Annotated in this window: 12 protein-coding genes and 1 tRNA gene; 5 read left to right on the forward strand and 8 right to left on the reverse strand. The window is 37.6% G+C overall.

Features of this window, described 5'->3' with window-relative positions; translation table 11 throughout:
- Positions 1-30 precede the first annotated feature (30 nt).
- The 5 genes from HME9304_RS14400 to HME9304_RS14420 all read right to left on the reverse strand — a co-directional run bounded on the left by HME9304_RS14400 (position 31) and on the right by HME9304_RS14420 (position 5,515).
- Complete coding sequence (locus tag HME9304_RS14400; RefSeq protein ID WP_112379245.1) at positions 31-2,562, reverse strand: PIG-L family deacetylase; 2,532 nt, start codon at positions 2,560-2,562, stop codon at positions 31-33.
- Between the two features lie 89 nt (positions 2,563-2,651).
- Positions 2,652-3,608: a septum formation inhibitor Maf gene (locus tag HME9304_RS14405; RefSeq protein WP_112379847.1), complete on the reverse strand. Its 957-nt coding sequence runs from the start codon at positions 3,606-3,608 to the stop codon at positions 2,652-2,654.
- Between the two features lie 36 nt (positions 3,609-3,644).
- Positions 3,645-4,247 (reverse strand): Maf family nucleotide pyrophosphatase, encoded by a 603-nt coding sequence (locus HME9304_RS14410; protein ID WP_112379246.1) that lies wholly within the window; start codon positions 4,245-4,247, stop codon positions 3,645-3,647.
- On the reverse strand, positions 4,240-4,767 hold the full coding sequence (locus HME9304_RS14415; protein WP_112379247.1) for a KdsC family phosphatase: 528 nt from the start codon (positions 4,765-4,767) through the stop codon (positions 4,240-4,242). Before HME9304_RS14415 ends, HME9304_RS14410 begins: the two co-directional genes overlap by 8 nt.
- A complete protein-coding gene (locus HME9304_RS14420; protein ID WP_239023298.1) occupies positions 4,751-5,515 on the reverse strand; it encodes a Rossmann-like and DUF2520 domain-containing protein in 765 nt (254 codons plus the stop codon). The genes HME9304_RS14415 and HME9304_RS14420 overlap by 17 nt, the downstream gene beginning before the upstream one ends.
- A 133-nt stretch (positions 5,516-5,648) precedes the next feature.
- Here HME9304_RS14420 and ccsA point away from each other — a divergent pair, with 133 nt between their 5' ends.
- Entirely contained in the window at positions 5,649-8,822 is a 3,174-nt protein-coding gene (ccsA, locus tag HME9304_RS14425; protein ID WP_112379249.1) for a cytochrome c biogenesis protein CcsA, read from the forward strand.
- 44 nt (positions 8,823-8,866) lie between these two features.
- Here ccsA and HME9304_RS14430 read toward each other — a convergent pair whose 3' ends face one another.
- Positions 8,867-10,165: a M14 family metallopeptidase gene (locus HME9304_RS14430; protein ID WP_112379250.1), complete on the reverse strand. Its 1,299-nt coding sequence runs from the start codon at positions 10,163-10,165 to the stop codon at positions 8,867-8,869.
- A gap of 237 nt (positions 10,166-10,402) precedes the next feature.
- Between HME9304_RS14430 and HME9304_RS14435 the strand changes: the two genes are divergently transcribed.
- From HME9304_RS14435 to bshB1, 3 genes are read left to right on the forward strand one after another with little or no spacing between them, the layout of a single operon-like run.
- On the forward strand, positions 10,403-11,812 hold the full coding sequence (locus tag HME9304_RS14435) for an MATE family efflux transporter (protein WP_112379251.1): 1,410 nt from the start codon (positions 10,403-10,405) through the stop codon (positions 11,810-11,812).
- Between the two features lie 34 nt (positions 11,813-11,846).
- The gene (locus HME9304_RS14440) at positions 11,847-13,010 is read left to right on the forward strand and encodes a trans-sulfuration enzyme family protein (RefSeq protein ID WP_112379252.1); all 1,164 of its coding nucleotides are present in this window, start codon (positions 11,847-11,849) and stop codon (positions 13,008-13,010) included.
- Between the two features lie 9 nt (positions 13,011-13,019).
- A complete protein-coding gene (bshB1, locus tag HME9304_RS14445) occupies positions 13,020-13,742 on the forward strand; it encodes a bacillithiol biosynthesis deacetylase BshB1 (RefSeq protein WP_112379253.1) in 723 nt (240 codons plus the stop codon).
- Here bshB1 and HME9304_RS14450 read toward each other — a convergent pair whose 3' ends face one another.
- Positions 13,743-15,830 (reverse strand): tetratricopeptide repeat-containing sensor histidine kinase, encoded by a 2,088-nt coding sequence (locus HME9304_RS14450; protein ID WP_112379254.1) that lies wholly within the window; start codon positions 15,828-15,830, stop codon positions 13,743-13,745.
- 307 nt (positions 15,831-16,137) lie between these two features.
- On the opposite strand from HME9304_RS14450, the gene HME9304_RS14455 reads away from it, so the two are divergent.
- Positions 16,138-16,213 (forward strand) — tRNA-His (locus tag HME9304_RS14455).
- Positions 16,214-16,268: 55 nt separating this feature from the next.
- Here the strand turns inward: HME9304_RS14455 and HME9304_RS14460 are convergent.
- The gene (locus tag HME9304_RS14460; RefSeq protein WP_112379255.1) at positions 16,269-17,825 is read right to left on the reverse strand and encodes a M28 family peptidase; all 1,557 of its coding nucleotides are present in this window, start codon (positions 17,823-17,825) and stop codon (positions 16,269-16,271) included.
- Positions 17,826-17,836: the final 11 nt, after the last annotated feature.

The following is a 17,836-nucleotide window of genomic DNA, read 5'->3' on the forward strand; positions in this document are numbered from 1 at the left end:
TTCTTCCAATCTGCTTTATTATCGTTTATATTATCCTTTGACATTACTTTCATTTTTAACTTCACTCTTACCTATGGAAAGCATATTGGCAAAAAGTTTATAGGCACCTGATACTCCAGCGGGCAGTTCCCTGAAAAAACTCAAACCCGTGTAAATATAGTGTCCTTTTCCATATGGCGCGACCAGAAGGCTACCTTCTGTGGGACTTTCACCTTCGTCGCTCATGGATAATATAGGTGTAAATTCCGGACTCCATTCTTTTGGAAAATATAATCCTCGTTCTTGGACCCATCCATCAAAATCACCTTTGTTGATGGTATTTGGGAAATTTACCAAGGCGTGATCATTCGCGATGATATTTACTTCTGCCGATTCATCAGTTACTCTATTTCTTGATAGGGTCAGACCATACGGAGCTATATTTTCAAATTGCTTGCTCCATCTACCGGCGGTGTTGTATTGTACAATGAGATTTCCGCCATTTTCAACATAGTCAAAAAGAATAGGTTGCTTAAATTTTAGGTCGTCCACGATATTGTAAGCCCTAATTCCGACTACAATGGCATCATATTTTTCCAGTTCTCCTTTTTGAACAGAACTAGGATCAATCATGTGGACTTGATATCCTATTTGTTCCAAACTTTCTGGAACTTTATCACCTGCACCCATAATGTAACCGATATGTTCCCCGGTTTTCCGAATGTTCATACGAACTGCCTTGGCTTCAGAGGGCAATAAGACCGATTGTTTTGGAATGTGATCATAAGTAATCTCCACAAGCTCACGAGTATAGGTTTTACCATCAACAGTTGCTATTGGTAATAGTTTACCCTCACTATCGTTTGAAGGCGGAGTAACCTTAAATGTAACGGATTGTTCCTGTCCTTTTTGAAGAATTGAAAAGTCAATGCTTTCTGGGACTACACTCCAGCCCATTGGGTGTCTTAGTTCTATTTTACCTTTAATGTCGTTTTTGCCCGCCCTAATGTTTACAGTTACATTTTTGGTGTTTTCATCAGAAAAAATCAAGACTTTTTCTGTAATCTTCGTAGTGACCGATGGTAAAACAACAAAGGGTTCGTAGAGTTCACCTTTGTCCGGTTTTGAATAGCGGTGGATAACTGGCTTTTTAAATGTAATCTCGGTGCCGCTAAAATCAAGAATAAAATATGCATTGAATGCATTTGGTGTTTCAGCTTTACCAATCATGTTTTGGTCTTTTACACTGTACATTCCCAAGCTACCTGTTTCGTTTAGCCAATATGGTCCTGAAGTTTTAAAGGAAGTTGGAACAGAAAATTCCATTTTTAAGTCTTCCCTGTTATTATTTCCAAGAATTTTATTTGGGGTAATAGTTACATTTGCCCCATCAATTCTTATTTCTTTGAGAAGGATATTCCGGGGGCTTCTGTTCAATGCCTCTACGTTCACATTAACAATGCTTCCAGGAGTTGTTGAAGGTGATTCCGCATTTAGTTCCAAATACATTCCTGCACAGTCTAGAATGATGGACGCCAATTCTTCGGATTTTAGTTTCTTCCAGTGCTCGTCATCAATATTTTGTAATAATTGATAAGCTTTTATTAGTTCGGGAATGTGTTTTGAAGGGTCGGAATAATCAAAGTTATCTTCTATTTTATATAAAATATCACCAATTGCCTTACCTCCCTTTATTCTTGACCAAGTCGTATCAATGCCATCGAAAAGGTTGCCATTGGAAGGAAATTCACCTTTTAAAAGCTCAACATATTCATCCTCTGAACCACGAGTGGTCAATCTACCAAAACCCTGGCATAGGTGTTGACTGCTCGCCATTGATGCTATCTCATTATTGGAAAGACCCAATTCTGGATAGAAAGTACCGATATCCAATTTCAATAGGTTTGATTTATCAGCCTTTTCAAAGTTTTCCCTACTTCCATAAAACCACCATGATGTATTGAAGAAAATCCTTTTGGGTTGCCAGGTCGAAGTTAAGTCCAACTGTTTCTTGTAGGCATTGGAATCGTTAGCCAAATCAAAAGCTTCCATACTTAACATGGCAGAAGAGGTATGATGACCATGAGTGGAACCAGGACTTCTATGATCAAACCGATTTATGATGATATCTGGTTTTAAATTTCTGATGGCCCAAACTACATCACCCAAAACTTCATCTTTATCCCATATTTTAAGTGTTTCCTTAGGATGCTTTGAATACCCAAAATCATTGGCCCTGGTAAACCATTGTTCCCCACCATCTATTCTTCTGGCCGCCAATAGCTCTTGCGTTCTTAGAACACCAAGAAGTTCTCTCAGCTCAGAACCAATAAGATTTTGTCCCCCATCACCTCGCGTAAGCGATAGATAAGCGGTGCGTGCTTTATTATGGTTGGATAAATAGGAAATCAATCTTGTATTCTCGTCATCTGGGTGTGCTGCAATGTAAAGCGCTGTTCCCAAAAAATTTAATTTTTGTAGGTTATGATGAATTTCTGTAGATGATGGTTTGCTTGGCTTTTGTGCAAAAGAATTTGGAGCGAAGGCTACTACAGCAAATAAGCTGATCCAAAAGTTTCGCATAGGAAGTTTTTTAGTGGTTGCACCAAATATAGAAAGATTCAAATAACGCAGGATATTTTTAGAACATCTTTAACAGGGAATAACTGATTTTAAAGGCCTAAACTATCTCTTAATATTACATCCTTGTTTGAATTTTGGCCCCAGTAGGGAGTTTTTAAAGATTTTAATTTTGTAGCTTTTGTTGTCATTTGTTTTGCACCTGGACCAAACCCACTTGTAAAATCTTCTGTCCAACCCTCAATAGTATATGGAAAGTCAGTAGAAAAATCTATATTGAGTGTTCTTTTTAGTTCGGGATAGTTGATAGCGTAGGTTGTAATTCCGTCTTTGGAATTTAATGATGCATTTGCATCATAGGCCTTAATTTCTTTATGTCTAAGCCGAATAAATTCCAATGAGGGGATCATCTTCAATTTTCCTATCGGCAAATCGTTCGGATTTATTCTGATTTTTGTCCAAATTTCATTCTCCATCATATTTTTATCCAGAGTCAAATTTTGGTCGGCTTCTCCTTCAAAATAAGAGTGGGAAGTAAACTCAAATGTATCCCTGTTGTTGATTTGCGAGTACACATGGCCACACCATTCCTGAATTGATAAACTGGTCTTTATGGCATGTTGATTATCATAAACCGGATAAAAAGTGCTGCCCATTACAGAATAGGGGTAAATACCGGTCAAATAATTCTTAGTGGCATTGAGTTTTAAAACGGGGATATTATCGGGGTTACTTCTATCGGCCTTTACTTGCTTTCCCGCTAAAAAAGGTTCTGTAACGTAAATCAAAACCGAATTCCCATTCCTTATTTCACCATATCTTGCTTGCTCCAATGTGTAAGAAGTGATCTCTGCATCGCCAGCATACCAGTATGTTTTAAAATCTTCTGAAAGTTGCTTTTTAGGAAGCGCTGTTTTTTCTTTAGTTTCTTCATTGTTTAGGACAAGCTCTTTATTGGAAGCATCAGTTTTCTTTACGCAAGAAGCTAGAGCCAATAACACTAAGAATAACGTAAAAGCATATATCTTAATTTGAAATACTCTTTTCATGGCAAGTAAGGTTTCTGTAAAATTAAGCATCATGGGCTAAGAAACCATATCCGTTAACGTTTTATAAACTAAGTGTGTGGGCAAGCCAACTACATTATTGTATGACCCCCTTATCCCGGAAATACCTATCATTCCTATCCATTCTTGAATACCATAGGCTCCCGCTTTATCAAAAGGTTTGTAGTTGTTTATGTAATATTTTATTTCAGCATCGGTAAAATCCATAATACTTACTGAAGTTTTTTCACAAACAGTTTTCTGACTGGTCTTGGTTGTGAAGCAAACCGATGTAATCACTTCATGCCAATCCCCGGATAGTGTGCGCAACATTTGAAAAGCCTCTATCTCATTCGAAGCCTTGGCAAGTGACTTTTCATTATGCCATACCACTGTATCCGAAGTAAGCACAATTTCATTATCTTTTAGTTCCCGTTTAAAAGGCACAGCTTTTAATTGGGCCAAATAATTCGATATATCTTTGCCTTGAAGTTTTTCTGGATAGATTTCATCGATGGACTTGGTCTTTACTTCAAAATCCAACCCCATTTCTTCAAGGAATTTTTTGCGCCGTGGCGAACCTGAACCCAGAATCAGCTTATGACCTTTCAGCTTTTCTTTCAAAGGGTTATCCTTAATCATTCTTTGCGCTATAATTATCGTTCCAGTCCCCTCTTACTTTTAGAACTTGTTCAATAATATCCCGGACACACCCTTCACCACCATTTTTGTGGGATACGTAATCTGAAATAGCTTTTACTTCAGCTACCGCATTTTGTGGAGAAGTTGCCAAAGCAACCATTTTCATGGGAGGGATGTCAGGTAGGTCATCACCCATGTAAAGAACATTCACGGGGTCAATATTATAAATATCCAAGTACTCCTCTAAAGGTTCCTGTTTATGATGTGCACCCAAGTAGATATCCGTAACTCCCAAACCTTTTAACCGTTCTTTGACACCTTCATTTGTGCCACCGGAGATTATACAGACATTGTAGCCTTTTTGCAAAGCGGTTTTTAGGGCGTAACCATCCTTAACGTTCATTTTCCTGAGCATTTCACCTTTACTGGTCACCAATATGGAACCGTCCGTAAAAACCCCGTCCACATCAAAAACAAAGGTGTTGATAGCACTTAATAATTCTTTATAATTTTTTTTCATGTTCCTCTTTTATAGCCTCACTCAATAAGGTGTAAAGTTCGGTTTGTTTTTTGTTTTTCAATAGATGTAAATGACTTTCCATAGTTTTTATATCGTCTCTTAAAGCAGGGCCTGTCTGTGCTTCACAAGGGGAAAAGTAATTTATTTTATCGGCGGTTTCTTTGATAAGGGGATGCAAAAGGGAAAAGGGCAAATCTTCTTCAGCACATATCTTCTCGCTTACGTAATAAAGGTGGTTTACAAAATTGTTGGCGAATACTGCAGCAAGGTGAAGTTTTCTTCTTTGGGGCGATGATATTTCGTAAACCTTATTTGATATAGAGCTTCCCAATTTGTGAAGCATTTGGAGTCCTGATTGCTGTTTGGCTTCAATGCATATTGGGATAGAATTAAAATCTAGGCTTTTACCTTTTGTAAAAGTTTGTATAGGATAAAACACACCGCTGTTTTTTTGTTTTAAAATGTCCATTGATATTGCACCGGAAGTATGCACTACAATATTTTCTTTATCTGAAAGATATTGGGAAACGAGCGGTATAGCATCATCTTTTACTGCTATGATGTAAAAATCGGCATCAACAATTTTATTGAAATTATCGGATATCAATGTATTGTTTGCAAACTCCTTCAACCTGTCCATGTTTCGGCCAACAACCTGTGCAACATGGATCTTCTCGGATTGTGTGAATGCGACAAAGAGATGTTCGGCCACGTTCCCTGTACCTAAAATTACGACAGTAAGCATCATCAAAACTACAAATTTAGCAGTAGATATGTTTTGTAATAATTAACAATTTTGTTTAACCTTTTCTAAGCAAAGCCACATCAATAAATCGTAAAAAGGTGGTATTTTTGCGTGCTGAAAACCCATCTTCAGTTAGATGATAGAAACTCTTAAAAAAACTCTTTTTTCCACAAGACTTATGGCGGTTCTTTTTTTGGTTTTTGCTGCGGCAATGGCCATAGGGACTTTTGTTGAAAGTAGTTATAGCACGGAAACAGCTAGAATTTATATATACAACGCTACGTGGTTCGAAGCTATAATGGTTTTTTTCGTCATCAATTTTATCGGCAACATGTTTCGGTACAATCTTTTCAGCTTTAAAAAATGGCCTGTGCTAATGCTGCATTTGTCATGGATTCTAATCATTATCGGAGCTTTTGTAACTCGATATATTAGCTATGAGGGAATGATGCCCATACGTGAAGGAAACACCGAAAAGCGATTTTACTCCGATAAAACATATTTAACTGCTTTTGTTGATGGCGATATTGGTGGTGAAACCAAGCGTAGGATTTTGGAAGATGATATAATTGTCACTCCGGAAGGAATGCGATCTAGTTTGCCATGGAAATCAGATTTTAATGGTCAACCTTTTTCCATTGCTTATGTGGATTTCATAGATGGTGCCAAAGAAGGGCTTGTTCCAAATGAAAATGGAGGGGAGTATCTAAAAATCGTAGAGGCGGGTGATGGTCAACGACATGAGCATTATTTGGAAAATGGTAAGGTCGCCAGCATTCACAATGTGTTATTTTCTTTGAACAATGAAACGGATGGAGCAATAAATTTCTATACCAACGGGAATAATTATCAAATCAAATCTCCTTTTGCAGGAGATTTTATGCGTATGGCCGACCAATTTAAAGGAGAGGTTAGTAAAGACAGTTTGCAGACGTTGCAGTTGCGCTCCCTTTATAATATGGCGGGAATGCAATTTGTTATCCCAGAACCCCTAATAAAAGGAAGTTATGGAGTTGTTAAGGTGCCGGAAGAAGAAATTACCGACGCTACCCAAGATGCTCTGGTAGTTGCCATATCAGCAAATGGGGAAACGGTTGAAAAAAAATTATTGGGTGGACAGGGGACTTCCAATTTTTCTGATAAAATACGGGTAGGCGGATTGGATTTTTCATTGAGTTATGGCTCCAAAGTATACGAACTTCCGTTCTCTATTCAATTAAATGACTTTATTGCTGAAAAATATCCCGGTACCGAAGCGGGCTATGCATCTTTCATGAGTAAAATTACTGTGGATGACGAACGGCCTTTTGATTATGACATTTATATGAACCATGTCTTGGATCATAGGGGATACCGATTTTTTCAATCTAGTTTCCATCCTGATGAAAAAGGAACGGTTTTATCGGTAAACCATGATTTTTGGGGAACTTGGATTACCTATATAGGCTACTTTTTATTGTATCTCGGCTTAATGGGTATCATGTTCTTTGGGAAAACTCGTTTTAAAGATCTGGCAAAATCTTTGGAAAAAGTAAAAGCAAAGAAAGCTACTCTAACAGCTGTTGCTTTCTTCTTTATGACGGCTTTTGCTGAAGCACAAGAAAGCGCTTCCGAGGAGCATCTACATGTAAATCTTCCAAACCAGACCCAAGTCGACTCCATGATAAATACTACAATGGTAGACGAGGAGCACGCAGAAAAATTTGGTGCTTTGGTCATTCAAGATGAAGGAGGGCGTATGAAGCCTATACATACTTTCGCTTCTGAGATGCTCCGAAAATTGAGTCTAAAGGACAAGTTCGGGGATATGAATCCTGACCAGGTTTTTTTATCTATGATGCTCAATCCACCTATTTGGTACAATACTGAATTTATTGCGGTAGATAAAAAAGGACAGAACGATAGCATTCGCAATGTTTTGGGTATTCCCAAAGATCAAAAATTTATTAAAGCAACTGACTTTTTTGATGACAGGGGTGTATATAAGTTGGGGCCATTTTTAGATGAAGCAACCAAAGCACTTAATCCGAATAAATTTCAACAGGATTTAAAAGATGCCAATATTCGCTTAAATCTTCTGGATCAAGCCTTGAGCGGAAAAATCATTAAGATTTTTCCGTTATTGAATCATGAAAATAACAAATGGATATCCGCTGTGGAGTATCGCGGAGGACAATATCAGGTTTCAGATTCCTTATATGCCAATTTCATTAGAAATGCGATACCTTATTATTTAAGATCGCTCCAAACCGCCATTGCTTCAGGTGACTATTCACAAGCTGATAAGTTATTGGAAGCTTTTAAACAAAATCAAAAAAATCATGGTTCTGAAGTATTACCGAGCGAACAAAAAGTGAAAACGGAGATTATTTATAATAAGCTCGATATTTTTAATCGCCTTTATAAATATTACGCAATGGTTGGAGCTTTCCTATTATTTGTTTTAATATTTAGGATTTTCAAGGAAAGAGAGATTTGGAAGGCCTCCTCATACTTTTTAAAAGGTATAATTATTCTATTTTTTCTATGGCATACCGCAGGGCTTGTTCTAAGATGGTATATTTCTGGACACGCACCTTGGAGCGATGCCTATGAAAGTATTCTTTATGTTTCTTGGGCCACCATGGCAATGGGTTTGGCGTTTGGTAGAAAAAGTGAACTGACCATTGCCGCAAGCGCATTTGTTACCTCCATGCTTTTGTGGATAGCCCACCAAAGTTGGATTGACCCTTCAATTGCAAACTTGCAGCCTGTTCTTGACAGCTATTGGCTTATGATTCATGTTGCTGTAATCGTTGGAAGTTATGGTCCGCTTACCGTAGGAATGATTTTAGGTGTTGTATCGCTATTATTGATTATACTCACTACAAAAAAGAACAAGAAACGAATGGACCTTAACATAAAAGAGCTAATCATCATAAACGAGTTAGTGCTTACCGTAGGTCTTATTATGTTGACCATAGGTAACTTTTTGGGAGGGCAATGGGCCAATGAGAGTTGGGGGCGTTACTGGGGCTGGGATCCAAAAGAAACTTGGGCGCTGATTTCAATAATGGTTTATGCCTTTGTGTTGCATATGCGTCTAGTGCCTGGATTAAGAGGGAAATGGACCTTTAGTTTTGCCAGTATCATTGCGTTTGCCAGTATAATGATGACTTATTTTGGAGTTAACTTTTATTTGGTTGGCTTACATAGCTATGCCAGTGGCGACCAGGTAATAACACCAAGTTTTATTTGGTATACCGTTTTGGGAGTATTTATTTTAGGAGGAGTGAGCTTTTGGAGATATCGGGTGAACTATGTCAAGTAATTTAGGTACTATACTACTCTCATTTTAAATCAACCCCCATAAGATTAATCAATATCTAAAAGCCGCATCAGCTCTTCTGCCGCAACCCGTCCCTTTAATTTTAAGAAATCCCGTGGAGTATCATCGCCCAGTTCAAAAACAATGGAAGGCATTTTGTGTTCCACAAAGAAATAGGTTCGTGAAACCATGGTAGGTTCCAGTTGGCCGGAGGGTTTTACGTTACTCTTTTTCTGGGGGAGCCTTTTGCTAATATTTTCAATCCAATCGAATACAATTTTACCTTTGCTTCCAGTAGCGATAGTATCCAAGGGATAATAAATGTCATCCCACGTGGAATGAAAATCTGCTCCAAAAACAAATTCATAGCCTTCGCTACTTTTATTATTTAGAAAATTGCGAACACTTTTAGTTTCTGGCTGATTGAAGTTTTCCCAATCGCGATTTAGGTCGACCCCGCCCATATTATGTCTCCAATGTCCATTATCCACACCATCCGGGTTCATTAATGGAACAACAAAAATGGAATGGCTCTTTCTGAATTTTTTGGCCTGTGCACTTTCCCCGGCAATAGTTTCAATAAAGGATTTCATGGCAATAAAACCTGTCACCTCTGGTGGATGCTGTCTGGATATGATCATCAAGGCCTTTTTCGCGGTACTGTCCTTACTTATTTCCATGAGGTGTAAAGGGCGTTTCTCTGAAGTTCTTCCAATCTCATAAGAAGTAACAAAAGGTTTTGTTGCAAGGGAATCTATCCAGCTTTTTACACGTTTTGAAGAATAAAGTTCCTGTGCTGTAATCCAAGTTGGTTCTTGGTCAATTCGAACTTTGAGTTCAACAAATTCTGGAACGGCCTTGATACCAAAATCGCCTTCGCCCGGGTTTATAGCTTTGAAATCAGTACTGTCCAAAGGTTTAAAATTGATACCATCGGTACTTATTTTGGGATAGTAACGGCTTCGGGAATCTTGGTAAGAAAGCTTAATGGTGATTTCCCTAGGATTTTTCGTCCAAACTTTAAAGGCATACCATGGACTAACGTTGATCGGAGTGTTCTCAGCGGTAATCCATATAGTGTAATGGTCGTTCCCATCGGCAGCGACCCCGTTCAAACGGGCACCATCAAAATCATTGGTAAAATATGTAGTATCATTATCAAAAGACCAAACACCTTTCCATTGCTTTTGCACAGGTTTGTTCACGGTAGGGACAATAGGATTTTTTCCTTGTCCTTGATAGCCTGAGGGTGCATCAGTACTTTCCTTAGTGATGGGTCCAGCAGTATTTTTACAGGAAATTAGGGCTATCAAAACAAAAAAAGAAAATATTGGAGTATATCGCATGCTCAGCGGTTCTTTGGTTTGGTCATTAAACTACGAATATTGTAAGATTGTACAAAATTTTGAACTAAAGACACATACCAAAGCCTATTTCAAATTTTTTTACTTTATTTGTACCATCATGAAGTTATAAGAATTATGTACACTATAGATGTCATGGGCTTAAAGCCAAGAAAGTAACCGAAAAACTTTTCGGACTACATGACATTTTTATTCTTTTTTCACACATAATTTTTTATAATGACACATATCAATATATCTTTTTTTAAAAAATCACTTCGCTATTTCTGGATTGCTATTTCTGGGAAAGAAACAGATTTTACTACTGGGAGTATACGCAAAGCTATTTTTATGCTTTCCATTCCCATGATTCTGGAAATGCTGATGGAATCCATTTTTGCTCTTGTGGACATTGCCTACGTCTCACAGGTCAGTGTAAACGCTGTAGCTACCATAGGTTTGACCGAATCCGTAATTACATTGGTTTATGCGTTGGCAATAGGCCTAAGCATGGCTGCTACCGCTATAGTTGCCCGCAGAATAGGGGAGAAGGATGTTCAAGGTGCTAGAGTGGCCGCAGTACAGGCCATTGGTCTAGGGGTTCTTATTTCAATTATGCTGGGCATAGTGGGTATATTTTATGCCAAGGAGATTCTGGCATTGATGGGGGGTGAGCCCGATTTAATCGAAGAAGGCTACGGCTACACTAAATTTTTAATTGGCGGTAACATTACGATTATGCTATTGTTCATGATCAATGCTATTTTTAGGGGAGCAGGAGATGCCTCAATAGCAATGTGGGCTTTGGTACTTTCCAATGGCTTAAATATAGTTTTAGACCCAATATTTATATTTGGCTGGGGACCTATTCCGGAATATGGAGTAATGGGAGCTGCCATTGCAACCAATATAGGCCGTGGAACAGCAGTACTTTTCCAATTGGGAATTTTATTCTTTGGGTGGAGCAAGATAAAACTCGTTTTGAAAGACCTGATACTCGATATGAAGGTCATGGTCAATTTAGTTAAGGTTTCGTTGGGAGGTATTGCACAATTTTTAATTGGAACTTCAAGCTGGGTATTTTTAATGCGGATAATGTCCGAGTTTGGTAGTGAAGTTCTGGCAGGGTACACTATTGCCATTAGAGTGATGATGTTTACACTAATGCCATCATGGGGAATGAGCAATGCTGCTGCAACATTGGTAGGACAGAATCTTGGAGCCAAACAGCCTGAAAGGGCTGAAGTATCTGTTTGGAAAACAGGAAAGTATAATGCTTATTTCATGGGATTGGTTTCCTTAGTTTATTTGATTTTTGCCAAGAGTATTATTTCGTGGTTCAATGCAACACCAAGTGTCGTAGCGAATGGAGCTTTATGTCTTCAGGTAATTGCAATAGGATATGTATTCTATGCATATGGGATGGTGGTGACGCAAGCGTTTAATGGTTCTGGCGATACCAAGACCCCCACAAAAATCAATTTTTTCTCTTTTTGGATGTTCCAGTTGCCTTTGGCATACATTGCGGCCATAGTTTTGGATTGGGGAGCGATGGGTGTTTTTGTCGCAATAACGGCGGCCGAGGTTCTATTGGCCATTATGGCAATTATATGGTTTAAAAAAGGAAATTGGAAGCAGGTACAAGTGTAGGTGTTTTGTATATTTAACCTAAAGTTTTTCTATTATGGACCAAAAAGGTATAAATACCACGTGTACCCATACGGGAGAGTTGGAAGATCTACAATTTAAAGGGGCTGTTTCTCCACTGTATATGAGTACTTCGTATCAATTTGAAGATGTAGCTATAAAACGATATCCAAGATATTTCAACACACCCAATCAAGAAGCACTATGTAAAAAATTAGCGGCTTTGGAACATGCCGAAGCCGCTTTGATTTTTGGTAGTGGAATGGCGGCGATCAGCACGGCCTTAATGGCATTTTTAAGAGCGGATGATCATATTGTGCTCCAGCAAACGTTATATGGAGGAACTTACAACTTTGCCGTTACCCAGTTTGAAAAATATGGGATAAGCTATTCTTTTACCAATGGATGGACCGTTGCTGATTTTGAAAAAGAAATCAAACCGAATACGAAAGTGATTTATATAGAAACCCCTTCTAATCCATTATTGACGATAACAGATTTAAAAGGAATTGGTCAGTTGGCACAAAAGCATGGTATATTATCCATGATAGACAATACGTTTGCAAGCCCCATAAACCAAAACCCGATTGATTTTGGGATTGACATAGTACTCCACAGTGCTACAAAGTATATGGGCGGACATTCGGATATTTGTGCAGGAGTAATTGCTTCGTCCCAAGAAAACATGGATATGATTTTTCAGACGGCAATCTGTTTCGGTGGCAGTTTAAGTGATTACACGGTTTGGCTTTTGGAAAGGAGCATCAAGACTATGGCGATTCGGGTCAAGGCCCAAAATGAAAATGCCATGAAGATGGCCACTTATCTAAGTGAAAGCAGAGATGTTGAAAATGTCTATTATCCTGGTCTTGAAACCCATCCAGACCACGAATTGGCCAAATCACAAATGAGGGGATTTGGTGGAATGCTTTCTTTTGAATTGGATTCCAGTATCGATGCATCTTTATTTTTTAAAAATCTTCGACTCGTAAAACCTTCAATGAGCTTGGCAGGAATAGAAAGTACAATGCTTTCACCAACACAGACATCACATGCATTAATGACCCCTGAAGACAGGGAAAAACAAAGCATTAAGGACACACTTATAAGATTTTCCTTGGGGATTGAAGAAATGGAGGATTTGATTCAAGATATTGAACAAGCTATTGCCAAGGTAAAATCAATATCTGTACCTGTATAAAAGAAATTTATGAAATTAGATATTTTAGTATTTGGTGCTCACCCTGATGATGCGGAATTGGGTGCCGGGGGAACCATCGCAAAAGAAATTTCCAGAGGAAAAAAAGTTGGAATTATTGATTTAACACGTGGTGAACTTGGAACAAGGGGTTCCGCAGAGATTAGAGATAAGGAAGCTACTAGAGCTGGTCAAATTTTGGGTGTTACTGTCCGGGAAAATATGGAATTCTCCGATGGTTTTTTTGTCAATGACAAAGCCCATCAACTTGAAATCATTAAAATGGTAAGAAAATACCGCCCCAATATTGTGCTCTGTAATGCAATAGATGATCGCCACATCGACCACGCAAAGGGGAGTCGATTGGTCAGTGACGCCTGTTTTTTAAGCGGTTTGGTGAAAATTGATACTAAAATGGACGGTGATGAAGAATGGCAGAATGCATGGCGTCCCAAGGTTGTTTATCATTACATACAATGGAAAAATATAGAACCTGATTTTGCAGTCGATGTTTCAGGTTTTATCGAAAAAAAAACAGACTCCATCCTTGCATACAGTTCCCAATTTTTTGACCCGGACAGTGATGAACCGGAAACTCCCATAAGTAGCAAAAATTTTATAGACAGTGTAAATTACAGAGCTAGGGATTTAGGGCGATTAATAGGTGTGGAACATGCGGAAGGGTTTACTGCGGAAAGGCATTTAGCCGTAGATAATTTGGATGATTTGATTTGATTAGCTTGCTTGTTGATACTTTTTTTCCGCTTTTGGTAAGGTAAAATGGAAAGATGAACCTTTGCGCAATATACTTTCTACCCAAATTTGACCTTTATTTTTAAGAATCATTTCCTTGCACAAGGAAAGTCCGAGTCCAGTACCTTTTTCATTGTTGGTGCCGTAAGTAGTAATATTGGTCGTATTCTTAAAAATTTTATTCTGGATTTCTTTATTCATGCCAATACCGGTATCCCTGATTATAATTTCCCACATATCAGATTTTTCCTGAGCTTCAATTGTAATCAGACCATTTTCAGGGGTAAACTTTATAGCGTTGCTCAATAAATTTCGAACAACAATATCAATTTGATTTTGATCGGCAAAAATGAGAGGATTTTCAGGAAGTTGATTCATAATCTTTATGGACTTTCCTGAGGCTATTTCTGATAGTAGCTGTATGTTACTGGATACAATTTTTTCCAAAGAAACCCTTTTTGGTTTTGTAATGACCCCATTGAGCTGTGTCTGTCCCCATGACAGCAGATTATTTAGCGTAAATGCTATATTATCAACATCAGATTTCAATTTTGGAATAAATGAAAGAAACTCTTCTTTGGCCATGTCTCCATCTGTAAAGAGCTTTAAAATACCCTGCAAAGCACCTATAGGACCTCTTAGATCATGTCCTATGATTGAAAAAAGTTTTGTGTTGGTCTTGTTTATTTCGTGCAATTCGGATTCTCTTTCAATAACTACCTTTGATTTCTCTTTAAGCTCTTTATTCAATTTCTTTTGTATCCGCGCACTACGTTTTACAAGAAAAGTAATTATCAATGATATGCATAAAAGTACCAAACCTAGGTAGATGTAATTTCTTTGTTTTGCCAGAGCTGTCTTATTGGAAGCGATGAGGTCCTGCTTCTCTTTTTCGTACTTTAATTTTGTTTCCAACAGCGAAAGACTCTGTTTGCTCTTATCTTTGGATAATGTATCAGAAAGTTTTTTAAAAACCTCAAGGTATCCGAGCGCACTATCAAAATCTCCTTTATTTTTATGGATTTTGTACAGAGTTTCCGAACAGTCTTTTTGACCCTGAAGTGATTTTATTTTTTTGGACAATCTAAAACCATCTTTTGCATATTGTAAGGAGATACTGTCTCTTTCAAGACCCAAATAAACCTTGGCCATACCATTGAGCAATTGTATTTCTTCCCTCTCATCATCAAGCCTTTGTTCATGTAACAGGTTGCTTTGGTCATACCAATATAATGCCCATTGATATTTATTTTGTGCTAAGTAAATGCTACCTTTTACTTCGTATGCGTATGCCAACCAATCATATATCTTGTGTTTTTCAAATGTTGAAATACTTTTATTAATATTGAACATTGCATATTCAAAATTTTTAGCGTCCTTATATAACGTGGCGATGTTACTCTGCGTTTCGGCACTGGTTATTTCATTACCTAGTTCTTTATTTATAATAAGCACCTTGTCATAAAAAGCGAATGCATTTTTAAAGTCTTTTTGTTCTGCATATAAACTTGCTATACTTTCATTTAGTATAGATAACATCAGTTTATCATCGGTTTGTTCGGCTACGTCGATACCCTTTAAAAATAGACTTAAAGCTTCGGCATAGTTTCCCTCATACTTATAGTCATAAGCCAAATTATTGATGATATTGAGTTCACGTTTTTTATTATTGTTGGCTCTTGCCAATGTTAACGCTTTTTTAAACCATTGCAATGATTCGGTGGTATTGCCTTCATCGGAATAATAACAACCCATTGCTTCCCAAGCCATTATCTTTCCAGTATTGTAGCCAATTTCATTACTATAATCAAGGGCTCTGTTCGAAATAGTATAAAGGCTATCTTTATTAATGAAACGGTAAGCCTGGGCCAGATTTATCAACAATTTTATGTGTGTACTGTCTTTTGCATCAAATTGGTTCGTAGACTCAAGCAACCGTAATCTATATGTTAAGCTATCCTTTTTATTTTTTTGGGCCTGAAGATTTGCAACTAAAAATAAAGCACAGAAAACAAGTACTACATTTTTCAGTACTATTTTTAATTTAAAAAGGTCGATTGTTTGAGGCATACAATATAAAAATATTGATATGTAAAAATAGTTTTGGTTTTGTCCTTTGAGAATTAAATGTTGTGAATCGTTGAAAATTGTGTGTTTTATCTCGAAAAGATGTATTTCATCGATGTTTTATACTAAATCCAACCAATAATCAAAAAATGGATTTTGTTCATTTTAGCAAACAAAGCTTTTGGTTGGGCTCTTCAGTTCAAGACGTATATATCTGCCTCTTGTAAATTTTAAATTTTTAATTGGGTAAAGTTCAATTTCATTTGATTGAATTGATAAAAAAAAGTATTTTTGCCTCCGCTTAAATGATGGTGGTTGTAGCTCAGTTGGTTAGAGCATCGGTTTGTGGTACCGAGGGTCGCGGGTTCGAATCCCGTCTTCCACCCAAAAAGAAGCCTTCCATTTTGGAAGGCTTCTTTTGTTTTATGACTTGATCGTTATCTATTTAGAAGCTTTATCTACAACTACTTTAGCATCTCTATTTGCTAATTCCCAAGCAGTATGGAAAACAAGTCTTGTTCTATTTTCCAATAGATCATAATTTATCTTATCAGGAGTATCTCCGGGGCGATGATAGTCCGCATGGGTGCCGTTAAAATAAAAAATGATGGGAATGTTATTTTTGGCAAAATTGTAATGATCGCTCCTGTAGTAAAATCTATTGGGGTCGTTTTCATCATTATAGGTGTAATCCAATTCAATATTGGTATACTTTTCATTGACTTCTTCGGAAAGAGTGTGTAGTTCTGTACTTAATTTATCAGAACCGATAAGGTAAAGGTAGTTTCTATCACCTTCACGCTTTGGGTCAATTCTGCCAATCATGTCAATATTGAGGTTGGCAACAGTTTGGGACAATGGGAAAATGGGATCGTAATCTGTATAATATTTTGAACCCAACAATCCTTTTTCCTCCCCGGTAACATGCAAAAAAACGATAGATCGCTTTGGTCCTTCACCAGCTTCAGCGGCCTTTTTGAAAGCTTCGGCAATTTCAAGGAGGGCTACGGTACCTGAGCCATCATCATCCGCTCCGTTGTTTATCTGTCCATCTGCAGTAACGCCTATATGATCTAAATGTGATGAAACTACAATATATTCATTGGGTTTTTCAGAGCCTTTTAATATGGCGACAACATTTTCAGAGTTCACTTTATCATTGCCACTGGTTATATTCAGGGCTATATCAGCAGTAATCAAAGATGGAGTATTGTCATTTTCAATATCACTTTTTAAAGCGGATACGGCATTTTGGTTTAGAAGCACGATAAAGTTGTCGTTTACCTCTGCTTTTAGAGCCATTTTTCCACTATTGTTATTCTTCATGAATTCAAAATATTTATTGAATCTGGCAAAATTTTGTGTATCGAAATATAGAACACCTTTAGCGCCTTTTTCAATGGCAAGATTTGACTTTTTTCCCATAGCTTCCGACATGTTGCTCCAAGGCGATTTTTCTTGGGTTCCCGAAAGCACAAAACTTCCATCTTCCTTTACAGGTTCACCGGATTTGATGAGTACCAGTTTGTCCTTAACGTCCAAATCGTTATAATCTGAATAATCTCCATCTTCTATACCATAGCCAACATAAACAATTGAAGTGTATTCACCTTCAGCGGCCGTGAAGGTTAAAACATCTTCACCTAAGTTGAAACTTGTATTATTTATGGCGAGAGTTCCTTGGGGAACTTTCGAAACTTCCAAAGGTACTTCCTGAAAATAGTTGCCATCCTGCTTTGCAGCGGGAACGTTAATTTCTTCGTATTGGGCTTTTAGGTAGTCAACAGCTTTTTTTTGCCCTGGTTTTCCTGTTTCCCGTCCTTCAAAATCATCAGAGGCATATATGTATAAATGTTCTTTAAGCTCTTCTTCCGTTATGGTCTGTGCATATGTTGCAGGATTAATTTCTTTTGCCTTTTGTGAAGGTTCAGAAATCGTTTTTTGCTGAGTATTGCAAGACAAAACCAAACCTATAGCAATAAAGCTAATTTTCTTCATGGTAAAAATTT

Origin of the sequence: Flagellimonas maritima, from assembly GCF_003269425.1 — a bacterium.
Taxonomy (GTDB): Bacteria; Bacteroidota; Bacteroidia; order Flavobacteriales; family Flavobacteriaceae; genus Flagellimonas; species Flagellimonas maritima.

What these genes read in the sequence shown, in the direction of transcription:
- bshB1 (WP_112379253.1), top strand. Translation starts at nt 13,020, where the DNA reads ATGAAATTAGATATTTTAGTATTTGGTGCTCACCCTGATGATGCGGAA.
- ccsA (WP_112379249.1), top strand. Translation starts at nt 5,649, where the DNA reads ATGATAGAAACTCTTAAAAAAACTCTTTTTTCCACAAGACTTATGGCG.
- HME9304_RS14450 (WP_112379254.1), bottom strand. Translation starts at nt 15,830, where the DNA reads ATGCCTCAAACAATCGACCTTTTTAAATTAAAAATAGTACTGAAAAAT.
- HME9304_RS14420 (WP_239023298.1), bottom strand. Translation starts at nt 5,515, where the DNA reads ATGATGCTTACTGTCGTAATTTTAGGTACAGGGAACGTGGCCGAACAT.
- HME9304_RS14435 (WP_112379251.1), top strand. Translation starts at nt 10,403, where the DNA reads ATGACACATATCAATATATCTTTTTTTAAAAAATCACTTCGCTATTTC.
- HME9304_RS14400 (WP_112379245.1), bottom strand. Translation starts at nt 2,562, where the DNA reads ATGCGAAACTTTTGGATCAGCTTATTTGCTGTAGTAGCCTTCGCTCCA.
- HME9304_RS14440 (WP_112379252.1), top strand. Translation starts at nt 11,847, where the DNA reads ATGGACCAAAAAGGTATAAATACCACGTGTACCCATACGGGAGAGTTG.
- HME9304_RS14410 (WP_112379246.1), bottom strand. Translation starts at nt 4,247, where the DNA reads ATGATTAAGGATAACCCTTTGAAAGAAAAGCTGAAAGGTCATAAGCTG.
- HME9304_RS14415 (WP_112379247.1), bottom strand. Translation starts at nt 4,767, where the DNA reads ATGAAAAAAAATTATAAAGAATTATTAAGTGCTATCAACACCTTTGTT.
- HME9304_RS14430 (WP_112379250.1), bottom strand. Translation starts at nt 10,165, where the DNA reads ATGCGATATACTCCAATATTTTCTTTTTTTGTTTTGATAGCCCTAATT.
- HME9304_RS14405 (WP_112379847.1), bottom strand. Translation starts at nt 3,608, where the DNA reads ATGAAAAGAGTATTTCAAATTAAGATATATGCTTTTACGTTATTCTTA.
- HME9304_RS14460 (WP_112379255.1), bottom strand. Translation starts at nt 17,825, where the DNA reads ATGAAGAAAATTAGCTTTATTGCTATAGGTTTGGTTTTGTCTTGCAAT.